The sequence below is a fragment of the Pseudomonas sp. GW821-FHT04D07 genome (genome assembly GCF_059420225.1).
In genome coordinates, this window is the sequence record NZ_JBWKTH010000013.1 from 30004 (window position 1) to 46880 (window position 16877).

The following is a 16877-nucleotide window of genomic DNA, read 5'->3' on the forward strand; positions in this document are numbered from 1 at the left end:
ATCAGGCTATCAATAATTTGCCCACTGCGCCGCTTTCAACGCCCTGCAACAGGAGCGCCCAGCGCTTTGGAGAGTGTTCTTGTCGGCATCATCATGGTTTTCCCTGTCCACCTGGTCGCGCTTGCGCCAATGGCTGGCGCTGCTGTTACTGGCTGGAGGCAGCGGACAGTTGCTCAAGTACCTCGAACTGCCCGCCGGACAATTTATCGGCCCGATGCTGGTGGCGATCGCCTTCGGGGTCAGCGGCGCGCATATCCGCCTGCACAAGGAAGCCTTCCGCCTGAGCCAGGGCTGCATCGGTCTGCTGGCCGCGCACTCGATGACCCTGGCGGTGCTGACCGCGATGAGCGAGTCCTGGCACCTGATGCTGGTCGCCACGGTCCTGACCGTGTGCCTGAGTACCCTGGTGGGCCTGGCGATGGTGCGCTTCGGCGGCATCCATCCGAGCACGGCGGCCTGGGGCACCTCGCCGGGAGCGGCGTCGGCCATGGTCTCGATGGCCGATGATTTCGGCGCCGACGCCCGGGTCGTGGCGACCATGCAGTATGTACGGGTGGTGTGCGTGGTACTGATCGGCGCACTGGTCAGCCATCTGCTCGAAGCCCCGGCCAACGGCAGCGATCTGCACGCCACTGACGTGGCACAGCACGGCTTCAGCCTGTTCAACCTGGGGCTGACCCTGGCCACCGCGGTGGTTGGCGTGGTGCTCGGCATGCGGATACCGGCCGGCGCCTTGCTGGTACCGTTGCTGCTCGGTGGCAGCTTGCAACTCTCAGGACTGCTGCATATCACCCTGCCCGCCTGGCTGCTGGCGATCGCCTACGGCGCCATCGGCTGCTACGTCGGCCTGCGTTTCGACCGCCCGACCGTGTTGTACGTCTGGAAGCGCCTGCCGGCGATGATCCTTGGCGCCGTCAGCCTGATCGCCCTGTGCGCGGCCTCGGCCTGGGTCATGGCGCGGCTGCTGGGCCTGGACTTCCTCTCGGTCTACCTGGCCACCAGCCCCGGCGGGCTCGACACCATGGCGATCATTGCGGTCGATACCCACTCGGATGTCGGCCTGGTCCTGGCGATGCAGACCTTGCGCCTGCTGGCGGTGATCTTTAGCGGGGCGTTCTTTGTCCGCCTGGTGATTCGCTTCTCCGTGCCCATCAAACAAAACACCAGGCTCGACAAGACTCACCGATGACGAAGCATTCGTGACACAATCTCCGGCGTTACCTTAGTCAAAATACGAACGACATTGATTAAGATTTGTTTGAGAGTCATGCTGGTTTTGACGTTTTTTTCTCATTTCACCCTCTAAATTGCCGCCCAGACAAACATGCGAATGATTCCCATTGTTTAACTGGACCGGCGAACCGGGTGAAAATGCGCCGAAAATCGCCAGCCATCTTGACTACCAAAAGACCGCAGGAGCTTCCCACACAATGATTTCCCGTCTGCCTTCGTTTCTGAAAACCGCCTTGCTGGCCACCGCCATGCTCAGCGCCGGCCACGCCTACGCCGCCCCGAGCGCCGACGGTATCGTGGTCTACAACGCCCAGCATGAAAGCCTGACCAAGGCCTGGGTCGATGGCTTCACCAAGGAAACCGGGATCAAGGTGACCCTGCGCAATGGCGACGACACCGAGATGGGCAACCAGATTGTCCAGGAAGGCGACAAGTCGCCAGCGGACGTGTTCCTGACCGAGAACTCCCCGGCCATGGTCCTGGTGGACAATGCCAAGCTGTTCGCCCCGGTGGCACCGACCACCCTGGAACAGGTCGGTGCGGCCTACCGTCCGGCCCACGGCAACTGGGTCGGCATCGCCGCCCGCTCCACCGTGTTCGTCTACAACAAGAGCAAACTGACCGAAGCGCAACTGCCCAAGTCCCTGCTCGACCTCGCGTCGCCTGAGTGGAAAGGCCGTTGGGCCGTGTCGCCGGCCGGTGCCGATTTCCAGGCCATCGTCGCCGCCGTGCTGGAACTCAAGGGCGAAGCCGCGACCCTGGACTGGCTCAAGGCTATGAAAACCAATGCCTCGATCTATCGCGGCAACAGCGCGGTGCTCAAGGCGGTCAATGCCGGGCAAGTCGAAAGCGGCGTGATCTACCACTACTACAGCTTCGGCGACCAGGCCAAGACTGGCGAAAACAGCAAGAACACCTCCTTGCACTACTTCAAGCACCAGGACCCGGGCGCCTTTGTCAGCACCTCCGGCGGTGGCGTGCTCAAGTCCAGCAAACACCAGGAAGAAGCCCAGGCCTTCCTCAAATGGGTCACCGGCAAAGGCGGCCAGGCCGTGCTCAAGAACGGCAACTCGTTTGAATACGCCGTCGGCGTGGGCGCCGAGTCCAATGCCAAGCTGGTGCCGCTCAAGGACCTCGACGCGCCCAAGGTTGATGCCTCGAAACTCGACAGCAAGAAAGCGGTGGAGTTGATGACCCAAGCCGGAATCCTGTAATTGATCCCAGAGTCCATTTCTCCCCTGGACCCCGCCGCAGTCGCTCACGCGCCTGCGGCGCTTTCGCGCAAGCGATCCAGAAACTTCTTCGGGCGCCAGGGCAATGCCTGGATCATCGGGCTGTCCGTGCTGGTGTCCCTGCTGGCCTTGTTGCCAATCGCCTTCGTGGTTCTGTCTGCCTGGCAAACCGGCTGGGCCAGCCTTGAAGCGCTGGTCTGGCGCCCACGGGTGGCCGAACTGCTGGCCAACACCCTGTTGCTGATGGTCATCACCATTCCCCTGTGCGTGGCGCTGGGATTGGCCCTGGCCTGGCTGACCGAGCGCACCGACCTGCCCGGCCGCCGCGCCTGGTCATTGCTGGCCACCGCGCCGCTGGCGGTGCCGGCGTTCGTCCACAGCTACGCCTGGGTCAGTCTGGTACCACCGATCCACGGGCTGTTCGCCGGGGTGCTGGTGTCGGTAATCGCCTATTTCCCGTTTCTCTACCTGCCGATTGCCGCGACCCTGCGCCGCCTTGACCCGGCCATTGAGGATGTCGGCGAGTCCCTGGGCCTCAAGCCCTGGGCCGTGTTTTTCCGGATTGTCCTGCCGCAACTGCGCCTGGCGATCTGTGGCGGCGCCCTGCTGGTGGGCCTGCACCTGCTGGCCGAATACGGCCTCTACGCGATGATCCGCTTCGACACCTTCACCACGGCGATCTTCGACCAGTTCAAGTCGACCTTCAGCGGCCCGGCGGCGCATACCCTGGCCGGGATCCTGGCACTGTGCTGCCTGGCCCTGTTGACCGTCGAGTCGGCCGCCCGGGGCAAGGCCCGTTATGCCCGGGTCGGTTCCGGCAGCGCGCGGCAGCAACGCACGGTACGCCTCAACCGCAGCACCACGCTGCTGGCACTGAGCATTCCGATCATCAGCAGCGTGCTCGCCCTCGGCGTGCCATTGGTTACCCTGGGCAACTGGCTGATCGCCGGTGGCCGCGAGGTCTGGCAACTGGACGACTTGCTCCCGGCCCTGGAACAGACGTTGCTGCTGGGCGCCGCCGGTGCCCTGCTGACCACCTGCGCGGCGGTGCCCGTGGCCTGGTTGTCGATCCGCTCGCCCGGACGCCTGCATCGCCTGTTGGAAAGCTGCAACTACATCACCAGTTCCCTGCCCGGCATTGTCGTCGCCCTGGCCCTCGTCACGGTCACCATCAACTTCGCCCGGCCGATCTACCAAACCTCGATCACCGTGCTGCTGGCCTACCTGTTGATGTTCATGCCTCGCGCCCTGGTCAGCTTGCGCGCCGGTATCGCCCAGGCGCCGGTGGAGCTGGAAAACATCGCCCGCAGCCTCGGTCGCTCACCGGTCCGCGCCCTCTGGTCGATCACCCTGCGCCTCGCCGCGCCCGGGGCCGCCGCCGGGGCCGCGCTGGTGTTCCTGGCCATTACCAACGAACTGACCGCCACTCTGCTGCTCGCGCCTAACGGCACGCGCACCCTGGCCACCGGTTTCTGGGCCATGACCAGTGAAATCGACTATGCCGGCGCGGCGCCCTACGCGCTGCTCATGATCCTGCTGTCACTGCCGCTGACCGGGCTTCTCTATCATCAATCCAAACGCACGGCTGGCCGATGAACGCTCTTGAACTCAACGCGCTGTACAAGTCCTTCGGTTCGCAAGCGGCCCTGGAAGACATCAACCTGTCGATCTCCACGGGTAGCCGCACCGCCATCGTCGGTCCTTCCGGCTCGGGCAAGACCACCCTGCTGCGGATGATCGCCGGCTTCGAGTTTCCCGATGCCGGTCGTATCACCCTCGACGGCCAGCCGCTGGTGGACGCCCAGACCCAGGTCCCGGCCCACCAGCGCCTGATCGGCTATGTGCCACAGGACGGCGCGCTGTTTCCGCATATGACGGTGGCCGATAACATCGCCTTCGGCATTGTCGACAAGGCCTCCCGGCCACAGCGGGTCGCCGAGTTGATGGACAGCGTGGCCCTGGAAGCACAGATGGGCAAACGCTGGCCCCATGAACTCTCCGGCGGTCAGCAACAGCGGGTGGCACTGGCCCGCGCTCTGGCGCAACGCCCACGGTTGATGCTGCTGGACGAACCGTTTTCCGCCCTCGACACCGGGCTGCGAGCGTCGATGCGCAAGATGGTCGCGCGGTTGCTGTCCGAGGCCGGGGTAACCACCATCCTGGTCACCCATGACCAGGCCGAAGCCCTGTCCTTCGCCGATCAGTTGGCGGTGATGCGCAAGGGTCGGCTGGTGCAGGCCGGGCCGCCGATGGACCTGTACCTGCGTCCGGACGATGAAGACACCGCGCTGTTCCTCGGCGATGCGGTGATCCTCCCCGCCCTGATCGAAAACGGCTGGGCCCAGTGTGAGCTGGGCCGGTTGGCGGTCAACGACGAGGGCCGCCACGGCCAGGCACAAATCATGTTGCGCCCCGAACAGTTGCAACTTGCAACCCGGGTGTCGGGACAAGCGGACGACAACGGCTGCCCGGCCGTAGTCACCGAATGCGATTTCGGTGGCAATACCTGCACCTTGACGGTGGAGTTGAAGGCCCGGGCCGCCGACGGCCAGAAGCGTTCGTTGCTGGTGCGCAGCACTGGCATGCACGCGCCGAGGGTCGGCAGCGAGGTGCTGGTCTCGGCCCTCGGCCACGCCCATGTGCTGGGCCGGCAGGTCGCCCGCTAGCCGTTCACCACCGACACCTTGACCGAGGTCAACAGACAACCGTACGGCGGGAGCAGTAGCGGCCCCGTGACTTCTCGACTAGGATTTTCTGCTCATGGAGTCGCCCGCCTATTTCAGCGGGCTTTTGTACAAGGAGAGAGAAATGACCGCAGTTCGTCTTGCAGAGCGCGCCTATCGCAGTTGGTCCAACCCCATCCTGCTGGAACTCAAGGAACGGGAACACCAGTTGGATCCGTCCTCTCGAGTAGCCCTCATCAATGTGTTGCAAGAACGCCGCCTGCTCGACAGCGACAGACCATCAGCCGTGGTGCAACCCATCAGGCCAGGCATCGAGTGACGGCAAGGCGCCCAGTCCGCGTAACCAGCCGTGCTCGGCAAATGCCAGCATCTCCTGGTCGCCGCGACTGTCGCCATAGGCAAACAACACCCTGCCACCCGTATCGCCCAACCATTGCTGCAACTGCCGGACCTTTTCCGGCCCCCAGCAGTTGGGCGACGCCAGGCGCCCGGTAAAACGCCCGTCGCGAAACTCCAGTTGGGTGGCCAGTACCGCATCAAAACCGGCGGCCGGGGCCCAGTGCTCGAGATAGAGCGTGGGCGATGCACTGACCAGCACCAGACGGTGCCCCAGGCGCTTGTGCTCCTCGATCCGTTCGAGCATTTCCGGACGGATCAGCGTCGGCAGGCGCTCGGCGACATAACGCGCCGCTGCCTCTTCAAGCTCGACCTGGCTCCTGCCGCGCAGGGTGAGCGCCAGGAACCGCGCCTTGGCCTCGGCCCGCTTGCAAAGGCCCGTATACATGCCCACCAGCCAGGGCAAGACCAGCAGGCCGCCGATCAGGAAGCGCCGGTGGCCGACCAAATAGCGCACGAAATCCCGCAGGCTGTCGGTGGTGGTAATGGTCCCGTCGAAGTCGAAAGCCACGCAGGTTCCAAGCTCCCGCGCGGCGCTGTTTGAAATCGTCATTGCTGTTTCACGCCCATGAACCGAATGGACCTAGTGTCTCACTCCGGGACGGGCGGTGTCGTTCATGCCATTTGATCGCGAGCAAGCTCGCTCCTACAGTGCATCGGTCAGGCCGTATCGCATCTTGTAGGAGCGAGCTTGCTCGCGATCGATCTCACGCCAGACGCTTACTTCGCGCGCTCGCAATTGACCATCCAGGCGACGCCAAAGCGGTCTTCGAACATTGCGAAATACTCGGCCCAGAAGGTCTTGGCCGGTTTCATATAGACGCTGCCGCCGCCGCTCAGACCATCGAACAGTCGCTTGGCCTCGTCCACGCTGTCGACATTGAGCGACACCGAAACACCCTGGGCCTTGCTGAACGGCTGATTCGGCGGGCAATCGGACGCCATCAGGCTGAAGTTGCCCACCGTCAGGCAGGTGTGCAGGATCTTGTCTTTATTGGGAGCATCCTTGGGCACGCCGGCCTCTGGCGGCGCATCGGCGAACGACAGGGAAAACAGTTCGCCACCGAGCACCTGTTTGTACAGGGCAAAGGCCTCCTTGCAGTTGCCGTTGAAGGTCAGGTAAGGAATGATTTTCAGGCTCATGATCAAACTCCGTTCTGGCAGGGTTTCAGGATTGACCGGACATCTTCGCGCGCAGGTGTTCCTCCTGTTCGCGCAACTCGGGGGTAAAACATTCGCCAAAGTCCTCGGCCTCGAAGACCTGGCGGATTTCGATTTCAGAGTCACTGACCATCGGGTTCGGGCAACGTTTGACCCAATCGATGGCTTCTTGCAGCGATTGCACCTTGAAGATCCAGAAACCGGCGATCAGTTCCTTGGTCTCCATAAAGGGCCCGTCGACCACGGTCCGCTGTTTGCCACTGAACTGCACGCGGGCACCCTTGGCACTCGGATGCAGCCCCTCGGCGGCGAGGATCACCCCGGCCTTGGCCAGTTCCTCATTGTAGGCGCCCATGGCGGCCAGCAATTCCTGACTGGGCATTTCGCCGGCTTCCGATTCCGGGCTGGCTTTGACGATCACCATAAATCGCATGGTCGTATCTCCTGATGGTGGTGGATAAATTCGACAAGCCGGCTGGCGGCTCTGTCGACTAATCGAACGGGCGCCCGCGGAATCGACAACCCACGAAATCTTTTTTTCCTGATCGCCGTTGGTCCGTTTGCCGACACGCAGAAGATCGGCGGTCGATATCGCCGCCCCACATTCGACTAAGCCTAAGCATAGAAGTAGATCTTTCGCGCCCCGGAAAACCCGCCCGGCGGCCCTGAACCGGAGGAGTCATCGACATGAACGAACACGCGATTGAACAGCATCCCGTGGTCTCGCGCGAAGAGTGGCTGGCCGCGCGCCGACAACACCTGGTCCATGAAAAGGCCTTTACCCATCAACGCGACCAGCTCAGCGCCGAGCGGCGTGCCCTGCCCTGGGTCAAGGTCGACAAGAACTACCGCTTCGAGGGACCCCATGGGCACAAGCAGCTGGCCGACCTGTTCGGCGACAACAGTCAGTTGATCGTCTATCACTTCATGTTCGGCGACGGCTGGCAGGAAGGCTGTCCCGGCTGCTCCTTCCTCGCCGACCACTTCGACGGCGCGAACCTGCATCTGGCGCACCACGATGTGTCGTTCGTCGCGGTTTCCCACGCGCCGTGGGCACAGTTCCAGGCGTTCAAGCAGCGCATGGGCTGGCATTTCCCCTGGTTCTCATCGGCCGGTAGCGATTTCAACGCGGACTTTCATGTCAGTGCCTCGCCCGAAGAGCGACTCGCCGGCAAGGCCGAGTACAACTACCAACCGCTCGAGAGTGCCGAAGAAGAACTGCCGGGGCTCAGCGTGTTCTATCGCAACGCCGAGGGAGAGATCTTCCACACTTACTCCACCTATGCCCGGGGCCTGGACATGCTGCTGGGCACCTATCACTTCCTCGACCTGATGCCCAAGGGTCGCAATGAAAGCGGGACCATGGATTGGGTCCGGCACCACGATCGTTATGCTACGCCAGCGACACACAGTTGCTGCGAATCCCACCCAGATAAAACCTAAATCGCTCTCTTCCCAAAGCGAGCTTGCTCGCGATGGACGTCAACGCTAACGTGGCAAACCTGAGCCCTTATGCGCGTCTCCAGAGAAGCGCATAAGGGCTATGCCGCGCCTGCACACAGCACCCGCATCGAAATGCCCCTGTGCACGACAATTCTCACCAGAGAGGAAACATGGAGTCTCCTGCCGTCTCGATTGGCCCGCGTTCGGACTATGCCCTTGCCCTCTCCGGCGGCGGCGTTCGAGCCATGGCGTTTCACCTCGGCGTGCTTAAATACCTCGCCGAACAACAGGCCCTGGAACGGCTCTCGCAGATTTCCACGGTGTCTGGCGGCAGCCTGCTGGTGGGCCTGATGCTCAACGAAAATCATGGGCAATGGCCCGACTCCGCGACTTTCCTGCAGCGCATCTACCCGGCCCTGCAAACCAAGCTGTGCTCACGCAGCCTGCTCTGGAGTGCCTTGCGTCAACTGCGCAACCCGTTGAATTGGCGCTTCCTGCTGTCCCGGGCCAACCTGCTGGCCCTGGCCCTGCAAAAGGACTGGGGTGTAACCGCCCTGCTACCGGAGATTGCCGCCAGACCCGATTGGTCGATCAACGGCACCACGGCGGAAAATGGCAAACGCTTTCGCTTCAAACGCAGCAATATGGGCGACTACTCCATCGGCTATGCCAGCACCGACGGCTTCCCCCTGGCCCAGGCCCTGGCGGTTTCCGCGGCGTTCCCCGGCGGTATCGGGCCGCTGTCGCTCAAGACCCGCCGCTTCAAGTGGCTGCAGCGCGAGTGGGACGCCCCGTTGAACAGTGCCGTCGAGGTGCGCCTGCCGTTCAAGAAGCTGCGACTCTATGACGGTGGCGTCTACGACAACCTCGGCCTGGAACCCTTTTTCGACGCGGCGACCGGACAGACCAAGCGCTACGAGTACCCGATCATCGTCTCGGACGCCGGCGCGCCGTTGCAGCCGGGGTTTCAAGCCGGGGTGCTGAGTCCCTGGCGGCTCAAGCGCCTGGCCGACATCATGTCCGACCAGACCCGGGCGCTACGCGGCCGGACCTTTGTCGAATACCTGAAGAGAGCCCCGGGACGTGGCGGTTACCTGAGTATCGCCAGCACTCTGATCGACCCGGTCAAAGGCAGCGACGCGGCCTTTGCCGCGCACTTTCCCACCACCCTGAATCGCCTCGAGCCCGAGGTCTTCGAGCGGATCGCCCGACATGGCTATGCAGTGGCCCAAGCGACCGACCGGCACTATCCGCTGCTGCCCGTGGCCGCGGAAACGCCCGAGCCCCTTGGGCTCTAGGCCCGCGCTCCTCAGGGCAGTGCCAGCACGCCCAGGCTGGCACTGACCACCAGCGCGGTGCCGGCAAACTGCATCGGGATCATCGGCTGGGCCAGCACCAGGTAACCGGCCAGGGCGCCTACCGCCGGTTCGGCGCTCATCAGGATGCCGAACGAAGACGCCGGCATCCGCCGCAAGGCGACCATTTCCAGGCCATAGGGCAGCAACGGCACGAACAAGGCCAGTCCCGCGCAACTGAATATCTGCAACAACGGCGGATGGCCGCCGCTTTGCCAAAGTCCCAGGGGCGTGGCAATCAGCGCGGCGGCCAACAGCGACACCGACAGGCCCTCAAAACCCTGGAACAGCCGGCCGACCTTTTTCATCATCAGAATATAAGCCGCCCAACCCGCCGCCGAACCGAACGCCAGCAGCAAACCCAGCGGTTCACCGACCCAGCCGCCCTCGTTGCGGGCCAACAGCAACACCCCGGTCACCGCCAGCAGCGGCCAGATCAACCCCCGCCCGCTACGCACGCCGAGGCTGGCCACCAGCAACGGGCCGAGAAACTCGATGGCAATCGCCAGCCCCAATGGAATGCGCTGGATCGCCGCGAAAAAGCAGGTGGTCATCACGGCCATTGCCAGGCCAAGACTTCCGGCCGCCAGCCAACGTGACAGCGAAAACGTATGCAGGCGCGGCCGCACCAGCAGCGCGAGTACCGCCGCCGCCCAGCACAAGCGCAGCCAAGTGGTACTGAGCGAACCATAAGTGTCCATGGTCGGCGACGACAGCGCCGCGCCGAACTGGACGCTGACCATCGACAGCATGCACAACAGCGCCGCCCACAACAGCGCGCTACGCGGCGCCCCGTGGGTGGCGGAGAGCGGTAGGCCGGGGGCATTTTCCTGCATGCTGAAATCTCCTGTGAATGTCGGGCCATCCTAGCCAGCCAGGCGGACTTCAAATAAGCTGATATTTCTTATCCCGACTTCACGAATATTGATAATGCGCGATCTCGACAGCAGTCTGTTGCGAACCTTCGTCACCGTCGCCGAAACCGGTGCCGTGGGCACTGCCGCCCTGCGCCTGGCACGCACCCAGGCTGCGGTGAGCATGCAGTTGCGACGACTGGAAGACGACCTCGAACGTCGCCTGTTCGATCGCTCGCCCCGGGGTCTGCGCCTGACCGAAGCCGGTCACCTGCTACTGCCTTACGCCCACAGCATTCTCGGTGCCGGGACCGATGCCCGGCGCGCCTTGTCCGCCAGCCAGATCGCCGGCACGGTACGCCTGGGCTTGCTCGAGGACATTGCCGTGGGCAGCCTGCCCCGGGCGCTGCGCCGCTTTTCCGCGGCCTATCCGCATATTTCCCTGGAAATCGCCGTCGATAGCAGCGCGGCCATGTCCGCCCGGTTGGCCGACGGCACCCTGGATGTGATCATCGGCGACGCCTCGGCCATCAGCGCCCAGCCCCAGGCCTGCTGGACCCAGTCGCTGTTCTGGGTCGGTGCCCGCGGCCTGAGCCTGCCCGCCGACCTGACCCAGCACAGCCTGCCGCTGGTGACCTTTGGCGGTGGCTGCCTGTGGCATGGCCAGGTGGTGAAAATTCTTCAACGGGCGAACATCCCCTGGCGCGTGGTCTGCAGCAGCACCAGCCTGCCGGCGGTGCAGTCGGCGGTCGAGGCCGGCCTGGGCATCACGGTGTTGCTGGAAGGCAATATCCGCAGCGAAAGCATGCGCATGCTGGGTCCGGCCGATGGCCTGCCGCCACCGCCGATCGTCGATTTCGCCCTCTATGTCCGCCGAGTACCGGCGGTCCAGGCCGCCGCGGTCCAGGCGCTGCAAAGCTTTCTCGGGGAAGAGTTGAATATCATCCTGCCACGTGCGCTCAGCGCGGATCAGCGCACCTGAGATCAGCCAACCGCCGTCAGTTCGAAAGAGAACACCGCGCCTTTGCCGGGAATCGACAACAGGCGAATCTGACTGTCATGCAATTGCAGGATGCGTCGCACAATCAGCAATCCCAGGCCGCCGGAACGCCGGTCGCCGTCCTGATTGAATGGCCGGCGAAACAGGTTTTCCAGCAAGCTCGGGGCAATCCCCGGGCCGGTGTCACTGACCGTGACCTGGACTTTGCCACGCCCATGGGCCAGCGCCACCTCGATGGTGCCGCCTTCGGGGGTATGACGCAGGGCATTGTCGATCAGGTTGGTCAGGACCCGCTCGATCATCCCCAGGTCCGCACTGACCATCGAAGCCCCACGCGGCAACACCGCGAGCAATTTCGATTGGCGGGTCTCGGCCATCAGTTCGAACTTCTGGAACACGTCCTGGATCAGGTCGCTAAGGGAGAAATCCTCGACCTGCAAGCGCACCGCGCCATGCTCCAGGCGCGCCAGCTCGAACAGTGCCTGGGCCAGTTGCCCGACCTTGCTGCTCTGGGCCAGGGCGATCCCCAGGTAACGTCGACGCTCATCCGGCGCCAGCACCGCGTCCTTGAGGGAGAGGGTTTCCAGGTAACCGTGCAACGACGCCAGGGGCGTGCGCAAGTCATGGGAAATATTCGCCACCAGCTCGCGACGATCCTGGTCGAGCTGGGTCAGGCTGCGCCACTGTTCGCCGATGCGCGTGGCCATCTGGGCAAAGCTGGCTTCCAGCACCTCGATTTCATCGCGACGCCCGGCCCCGGCCCGGGATAACACCGGCAACTGTGCTGGCGGAGCATCGGTATCAAAATCGCGCATGGTCTCGGTCAAGCGACGCAACGGACGGGTGATCAGGCGGAAGGCGATCAGGCCGGCGATCAGCCCCAACAGAGCCACCAGGCTCATGGCCCACAAGGTGGTGCGCAGCACCGAACTGGCCGACACCTGGGCCGCCAGGCGATCATGCTCTTCGCCCTGGAGGACCACGTACAGATAGCCCAGCTCCTTGCCGCCACCGCGCAAGGCCGCGGCGCTGAACACCTTGCGCCCGTCATCGCTGCGCGGGTCGTCACCGAGGATCGGCAGCGGCTGGCCGTCGAGCAGGCGACGGATCGGCGCCAGATCGACGTGATCGCGGTGCAGGTGGCCTTGCGGCGCGGCATCGCCGGTGATCTTGCCGCTGGGTGAGAGCAGATAGACTTCCACGCTCGGGTTGACGTTCATCAACTGGCCGAACAGCGCACGCACGCCCTCCATGGTCAAGCCTTCGGTGCCCACCAGCCGGTTATCCAGGGCAATGCTCTGGGCCAGGTCCCGGGACAGGCCCTGGACCACTTCCTTTTCATGCATGTCGCTGGCCCGCACCTGCAACCACACCGAGGCCCCGCAACAGGCCAGCAGCAGGATGGAAAAGGCCAGGGACAGGCGCTGGGAAAGGGTCAGGTTCATGACGGGCGACTCACCGGCGAGAAGCGATAGCCGCGCCCCCAGACCGTGAGAATCCGCTCGGGTTGCGCCGGGTCGACTTCGATCTTGGCCCGCAGGCGATTGATATGGGTGTTGACCGTATGTTCATAACCGTCGTGCTGGTAACCCCAGACCTGGTTCAACAGGTCCATGCGCGAATACACGGTGCCGGGGTTTTTCATAAAGAAATGCAGCAGGTCGAATTCCCGTGGCGTCAGGTCCAGGGACTTGCCGTCGACCTGGGCCTCACGGGTCAGCGGATCAAGGCTGAGGCCGCCCTGCTCCAGAGTCCCCGCCTCGATTTTCAGGCTCTTGGCCAGAGCATCGACCCGCCGCAGCAGGGCCTTGACCCGCGCGGCCAGTTCCAGCATCGAGAACGGCTTGGCCAGGTAATCGTCAGCGCCCAGTTCCAGCCCGAGCACCCGGTGCATCTCGCTGGAGCGGGCGCTGGTGATAATGATCGGCGTGTAGCGCGCCATGGCCCGCGCCTGCCGGCAGATCTCCAGGCCATCGACGCCCGGCAGCATCAGGTCGAGGATCAGCGCATCCCAGGAGCCCTTGCTCAATTGCGCCAGGCCCAGGTTGCCATCGGCGCAGTGGGTGACGTCATACCCCTCGTCCCGCAGGTGCAGGCTCAACAGGCCCGCCAGGTGCAAGTCATCTTCGACGATCAGAATACGTTTGGGTGAATCCATGGTCGGCCTTCGTGCGGGTAAGCGGCGCAAACGACGCCTGGTTCATTGTGCCGGATCGTTGCTGGGCAATGTTCACAAATAAGTTAACTTTACGGGAGGATTTGGCGACCCCCGCCGCTCAACAATGAAAGCCTGTTCAATCACCGTGGACGCGACGCCATGTCCTCCAGAAGACGCTTTCTTGTTTCCAGTGCCGCCACCCTGCTCGCCGCCGGTTTGTTCGACTGGCGCGCCGTGGGTGCCACCTTCGGCAGCGGCAGCCGCTCGGCCGATACCGGCGAAACGTTCGAAGTCAGCCATACCGACGCCGAGTGGAAAGCCATGCTCAGCGACGAGCAATACGAAGTGCTGCGCCATGAAGGCACCGAGCGCCCCTACACCAGCCCTCTCAACGAAGAGCACCGCGCCGGCGTGTTCGCCTGTGCCGGCTGCAGCCTGGCGCTGTTTTCATCGGCCGCCAAGTACGACAGCCGTACCGGCTGGCCAAGTTTCACCGCACCGCTGGAAAGCGCCGTGGCGACCCGCCGCGACACCTCCTTCGGAGTCTCCCGAACCGAAGTGCATTGCCACCGTTGCGGCGGCCACCTGGGCCATGTGTTCCCCGACGGACCGCCGCCCACCGGCCTGCGCTACTGTATGAACGGTGTCGCCATGACCTTCACCCCCGGCGCGGCCTGATCCCCGCGTTTCAACAAGGATTCCATCATGTTCCTGCTTATCCTGGCCTACCTCGGCGGTCTTCTGACCATCCTCAGCCCCTGCATTCTGCCGGTACTGCCGTTCGTCTTTGCCCGCTCGGGCGAGCCGTTTCGGCGCAGCGGCCTGCCGTTGCTCTGCGGCATGGCCCTGACCTTCGCCCTGGTCGCCACCCTGGCGGCGGTCGGTGGTGGCTGGGTGGTGCAGGCCAACCAGTACGGCCGTTGGCTGGCCATGGCGCTGATGGCGTTTTTTGCCATTACCCTGCTGTTCCCGCACCTCGCCGAGCGCCTGACCCAGCCGCTGGTAGCGGCCGGTGACCGGCTGTCGCGCTCGGCGCAAAGCCACGATGGCTCGCCCAGCGCGCGCTCGTCCTTTGTGCTCGGGATCGCCACCGGCCTGTTGTGGGCGCCCTGCGCCGGACCGATCCTCGGCCTGATCCTCACCGGTGCCGCCCTGCAAGGCGCGAACATTGGCACCACGCTGTTGCTGCTGGCCTACGCCGCCGGTGCCGCCACCTCCCTGGCCGGCGCGCTGCTGATCGGTGGCAAGCTGTTCAGCGCGATGAAGCGCAACCTCGGCACCGGCCAATGGCTGCGCCGCGGTTTGGGTGCGGCGATGCTGGTCGGCGTGGTCGCCATCGCCCTGGGCCTGGACACCGGTATCCTGACCCGGGTGTCCACGGTCGCCACCTCGGGCCTCGAACAGAAGCTGCTCGACAACCTGACGCCGAAGAAAGCCGCGGATCAGGGCGGCGCCATGATGGCGACGGTCAACAGCGAGGCCGGCCAAGCGAGCGGCAGCATGATGGCGATGGCGGCCAAGACCGGTGGCGCGGAACGGGCGTTGCCGGTGGAAGGCAGTCTGCCGGATCTGTCGGGCGCCGTGCAGTGGCTCAATTCGGCACCGCTGAGCGCCGCCGAACTCAAGGGCAAGGTGGTGCTGATCGACTTCTGGACCTACTCCTGCATCAACTGCCTGCGCAGCCTGCCCTACGTCAACGCCTGGGCGCAGAAGTACCACGACCAGGGGCTGGTGGTGATCGGCGTGCATGCGCCGGAATTCGCCTTCGAACGCGATATCGACAACGTCCGTCAGGCCGTGAGCAAACTGGGCATCCAGTACCCGGTGGCCATCGACAACAACTATGCAATCTGGCGCGGCTTCAATAACCAGTACTGGCCGGCGCATTACTTTATCGATGCCCAGGGCCGCGTGCGCTACCACCACTTCGGTGAAGGCGACTATGAAGGTTCCGAGCAGGTGATCCAGCAACTGCTGAAAGAGGCCGGGCAGCAGAACGTCTCCGGCGGCATGGTCAGCACCCAGGCCCAGGGCGTGATGCAGGCCGCCGACGAAGCCGAAGTGAAATCGCCGGAAACCTACCTGGGTTATGACCGCGCCGAGAACTTCGCCTCGCCGGGCGACCAGGTGGCGGACCAATCGAAAAACTATGCGGCGCCAAAACAGCCGGCCTTGAACCAGTGGGGCCTGGACGGCCAATGGACCGCCCATGCCGAGCAGGTGACGCTCAACCAGGCCCCGGGCCAGGTGGTCTACCGCTTCCACGCCCGTGACCTGCACCTGGTGCTCGGCCCGGGCGCGGACGGCAAGCCGGTGCGCTTCAAGGTGCGTATCGACGGTGCGCTGCCCGGCGCCAACCATGGCACCGATACCGACGCCAACGGCGAAGGCACGGTGACTGAGCAGCGTCTGTACCAGCTGGTCCGCCAGGCTGGGGACGTCAGCGAGCACACCTTCTCCATCGAATTTCTCGATCCCGGCGTACAAGCCTACGCCTTTACCTTCGGTTGATCGCCACGAGGATGAACACCATGAACACGCCTGTGATGCAACGAAAAACCAGGTCACCGCGGCTGATCGTCGCCGGGATCGCCAGCCTGTGCCTGTCGGTGTTGATGTTCCAGCGCCTGGCCTGGTCGGCCGAGGATGCAGTGCAGATCGCCCCACCCGCGCTGGATCAAGCGGCTGGCGCCAGCGGCAAGGCCACGGCGGTGTTTGCCGGCGGCTGCTTCTGGGGCGTCCAGGGGGTGTTCCAGCATGTCCGTGGGGTCGAGAACGCGGTATCGGGTTATACCGGCGGCGCGGCGAATACCGCCCAATACGAATCGGTGGGCGGAGGTTCGACCGGACACGCCGAGTCGGTGCAGGTGACTTATGACCCGAACAAGGTCAGCTATGGGCAACTGTTGCAGGTGTTCTTCTCGGTGGCCCACAACCCGACGGAGCTTAACCGTCAGGGGCCGGACAGCGGCACGCAGTACCGTTCGGCGATTTTCCCGGTGACCGCCGAACAGGCAACCATCGCCAAGGCCTATATCGCCCAGTTGAATGCCGCCAAGGCGTTTCCCTCGGCAATCGTTACCCGGATCGAGGACGGCAAGGTCTTCTATCCGGCCGAGGGTTATCACCAGAACTACCTGACGTTGCACCCGTACGCGCCGTATATCGTCATCAATGATTTACCGAAGGTGGAAAACCTCAAGCGTATGGAGCCAGAGCTGTACCGGGCCGACCCGGTACTGGTGCCGGACGCCAACTGACAGCTGCGCAGGATCTCAATAATGGGATATTGAAAACACCACGATACCTGTAGGAGCCAGCTTGCTGGCGATGGCTTCCGCAAGAGCGATGCATGACTTGC

At 63.9% G+C, this 16877-nt stretch carries 17 protein-coding genes; 11 read left to right on the forward strand and 6 right to left on the reverse strand.

The window, feature by feature from the left end:
* Positions 1-79: 79 nt before the first annotated feature.
* The 5 genes from AC07T0_RS16865 (at position 80) to AC07T0_RS16885 (ending at position 5468) form a co-directional block, all read left to right on the forward strand.
* Positions 80-1189, forward strand: a complete 1110-nt coding sequence (locus AC07T0_RS16865) for an AbrB family transcriptional regulator (RefSeq protein ID WP_495002270.1) — start codon at positions 80-82, stop codon at positions 1187-1189.
* 241 nt (positions 1190-1430) lie between these two features.
* Positions 1431-2447: an iron ABC transporter substrate-binding protein gene (locus tag AC07T0_RS16870; RefSeq protein WP_495002271.1), complete on the forward strand. Its 1017-nt coding sequence runs from the start codon at positions 1431-1433 to the stop codon at positions 2445-2447.
* A gap of 15 nt (positions 2448-2462) precedes the next feature.
* Entirely contained in the window at positions 2463-4061 is a 1599-nt protein-coding gene (locus tag AC07T0_RS16875; protein WP_495002374.1) for an ABC transporter permease, read from the forward strand.
* Entirely contained in the window at positions 4058-5131 is a 1074-nt protein-coding gene (locus AC07T0_RS16880; RefSeq protein WP_495002272.1) for an ABC transporter ATP-binding protein, read from the forward strand. Before AC07T0_RS16875 ends, AC07T0_RS16880 begins: the two co-directional genes overlap by 4 nt.
* A gap of 142 nt (positions 5132-5273) precedes the next feature.
* Positions 5274-5468 (forward strand): hypothetical protein, encoded by a 195-nt coding sequence (locus AC07T0_RS16885; RefSeq protein WP_495002273.1) that lies wholly within the window; start codon positions 5274-5276, stop codon positions 5466-5468.
* Here the strand turns inward: AC07T0_RS16885 and AC07T0_RS16890 are convergent.
* The 3 genes from AC07T0_RS16890 to AC07T0_RS16900 form a co-directional block, all read right to left on the reverse strand.
* Positions 5430-6098: an HAD family hydrolase gene (locus AC07T0_RS16890; protein ID WP_495002274.1), complete on the reverse strand. Its 669-nt coding sequence runs from the start codon at positions 6096-6098 to the stop codon at positions 5430-5432. The genes AC07T0_RS16885 and AC07T0_RS16890 overlap by 39 nt on opposite strands.
* Positions 6099-6265: 167 nt before the next feature.
* Positions 6266-6682 (reverse strand): VOC family protein, encoded by a 417-nt coding sequence (locus tag AC07T0_RS16895; RefSeq protein WP_495002375.1) that lies wholly within the window; start codon positions 6680-6682, stop codon positions 6266-6268.
* 31 nt (positions 6683-6713) lie between these two features.
* Positions 6714-7139: a YciI family protein gene (locus AC07T0_RS16900; RefSeq protein ID WP_495002275.1), complete on the reverse strand. Its 426-nt coding sequence runs from the start codon at positions 7137-7139 to the stop codon at positions 6714-6716.
* Between the two features lie 254 nt (positions 7140-7393).
* On the opposite strand from AC07T0_RS16900, the gene AC07T0_RS16905 reads away from it, so the two are divergent.
* Positions 7394-8149 (forward strand): DUF899 domain-containing protein, encoded by a 756-nt coding sequence (locus AC07T0_RS16905; protein WP_495002276.1) that lies wholly within the window; start codon positions 7394-7396, stop codon positions 8147-8149.
* Between the two features lie 170 nt (positions 8150-8319).
* A complete protein-coding gene (locus AC07T0_RS16910; RefSeq protein WP_495002277.1) occupies positions 8320-9447 on the forward strand; it encodes a patatin-like phospholipase family protein in 1128 nt (375 codons plus the stop codon).
* Between the two features lie 11 nt (positions 9448-9458).
* Here AC07T0_RS16910 and AC07T0_RS16915 read toward each other — a convergent pair whose 3' ends face one another.
* Positions 9459-10340: an EamA family transporter gene (locus tag AC07T0_RS16915; protein WP_495002278.1), complete on the reverse strand. Its 882-nt coding sequence runs from the start codon at positions 10338-10340 to the stop codon at positions 9459-9461.
* A gap of 94 nt (positions 10341-10434) precedes the next feature.
* On the opposite strand from AC07T0_RS16915, the gene AC07T0_RS16920 reads away from it, so the two are divergent.
* Complete coding sequence (locus AC07T0_RS16920; RefSeq protein WP_495002279.1) at positions 10435-11340, forward strand: LysR substrate-binding domain-containing protein; 906 nt, start codon at positions 10435-10437, stop codon at positions 11338-11340.
* A 2-nt stretch (positions 11341-11342) separates the two neighbouring features.
* On the opposite strand, the gene AC07T0_RS16925 is transcribed toward AC07T0_RS16920, so the two are convergent.
* Positions 11343-12803 carry a sensor histidine kinase gene (locus AC07T0_RS16925; RefSeq protein WP_495002280.1) on the reverse strand — a complete coding sequence of 487 codons (1461 nt, stop codon included), beginning with the start codon at positions 12801-12803 and terminating at the stop codon, positions 11343-11345.
* The gene (locus AC07T0_RS16930) at positions 12800-13516 is read right to left on the reverse strand and encodes a response regulator transcription factor (RefSeq protein WP_495002281.1); all 717 of its coding nucleotides are present in this window, start codon (positions 13514-13516) and stop codon (positions 12800-12802) included. Before AC07T0_RS16930 ends, AC07T0_RS16925 begins: the two co-directional genes overlap by 4 nt.
* A gap of 159 nt (positions 13517-13675) precedes the next feature.
* Here AC07T0_RS16930 and msrB point away from each other — a divergent pair, with 159 nt between their 5' ends.
* Genes msrB through msrA form a run of 3 tightly spaced genes read left to right on the forward strand, consistent with a single transcriptional unit; the run spans position 13676 to position 16776 of the window.
* A complete protein-coding gene (gene msrB, locus AC07T0_RS16935) occupies positions 13676-14194 on the forward strand; it encodes a peptide-methionine (R)-S-oxide reductase MsrB (RefSeq protein ID WP_495002282.1) in 519 nt (172 codons plus the stop codon).
* A gap of 27 nt (positions 14195-14221) precedes the next feature.
* Complete coding sequence (locus AC07T0_RS16940; RefSeq protein WP_495002283.1) at positions 14222-16027, forward strand: cytochrome c biogenesis protein DipZ; 1806 nt, start codon at positions 14222-14224, stop codon at positions 16025-16027.
* 20 nt (positions 16028-16047) lie between these two features.
* Positions 16048-16776: a peptide-methionine (S)-S-oxide reductase MsrA gene (msrA, locus tag AC07T0_RS16945; protein WP_495002284.1), complete on the forward strand. Its 729-nt coding sequence runs from the start codon at positions 16048-16050 to the stop codon at positions 16774-16776.
* Positions 16777-16877 lie beyond the last annotated feature (101 nt).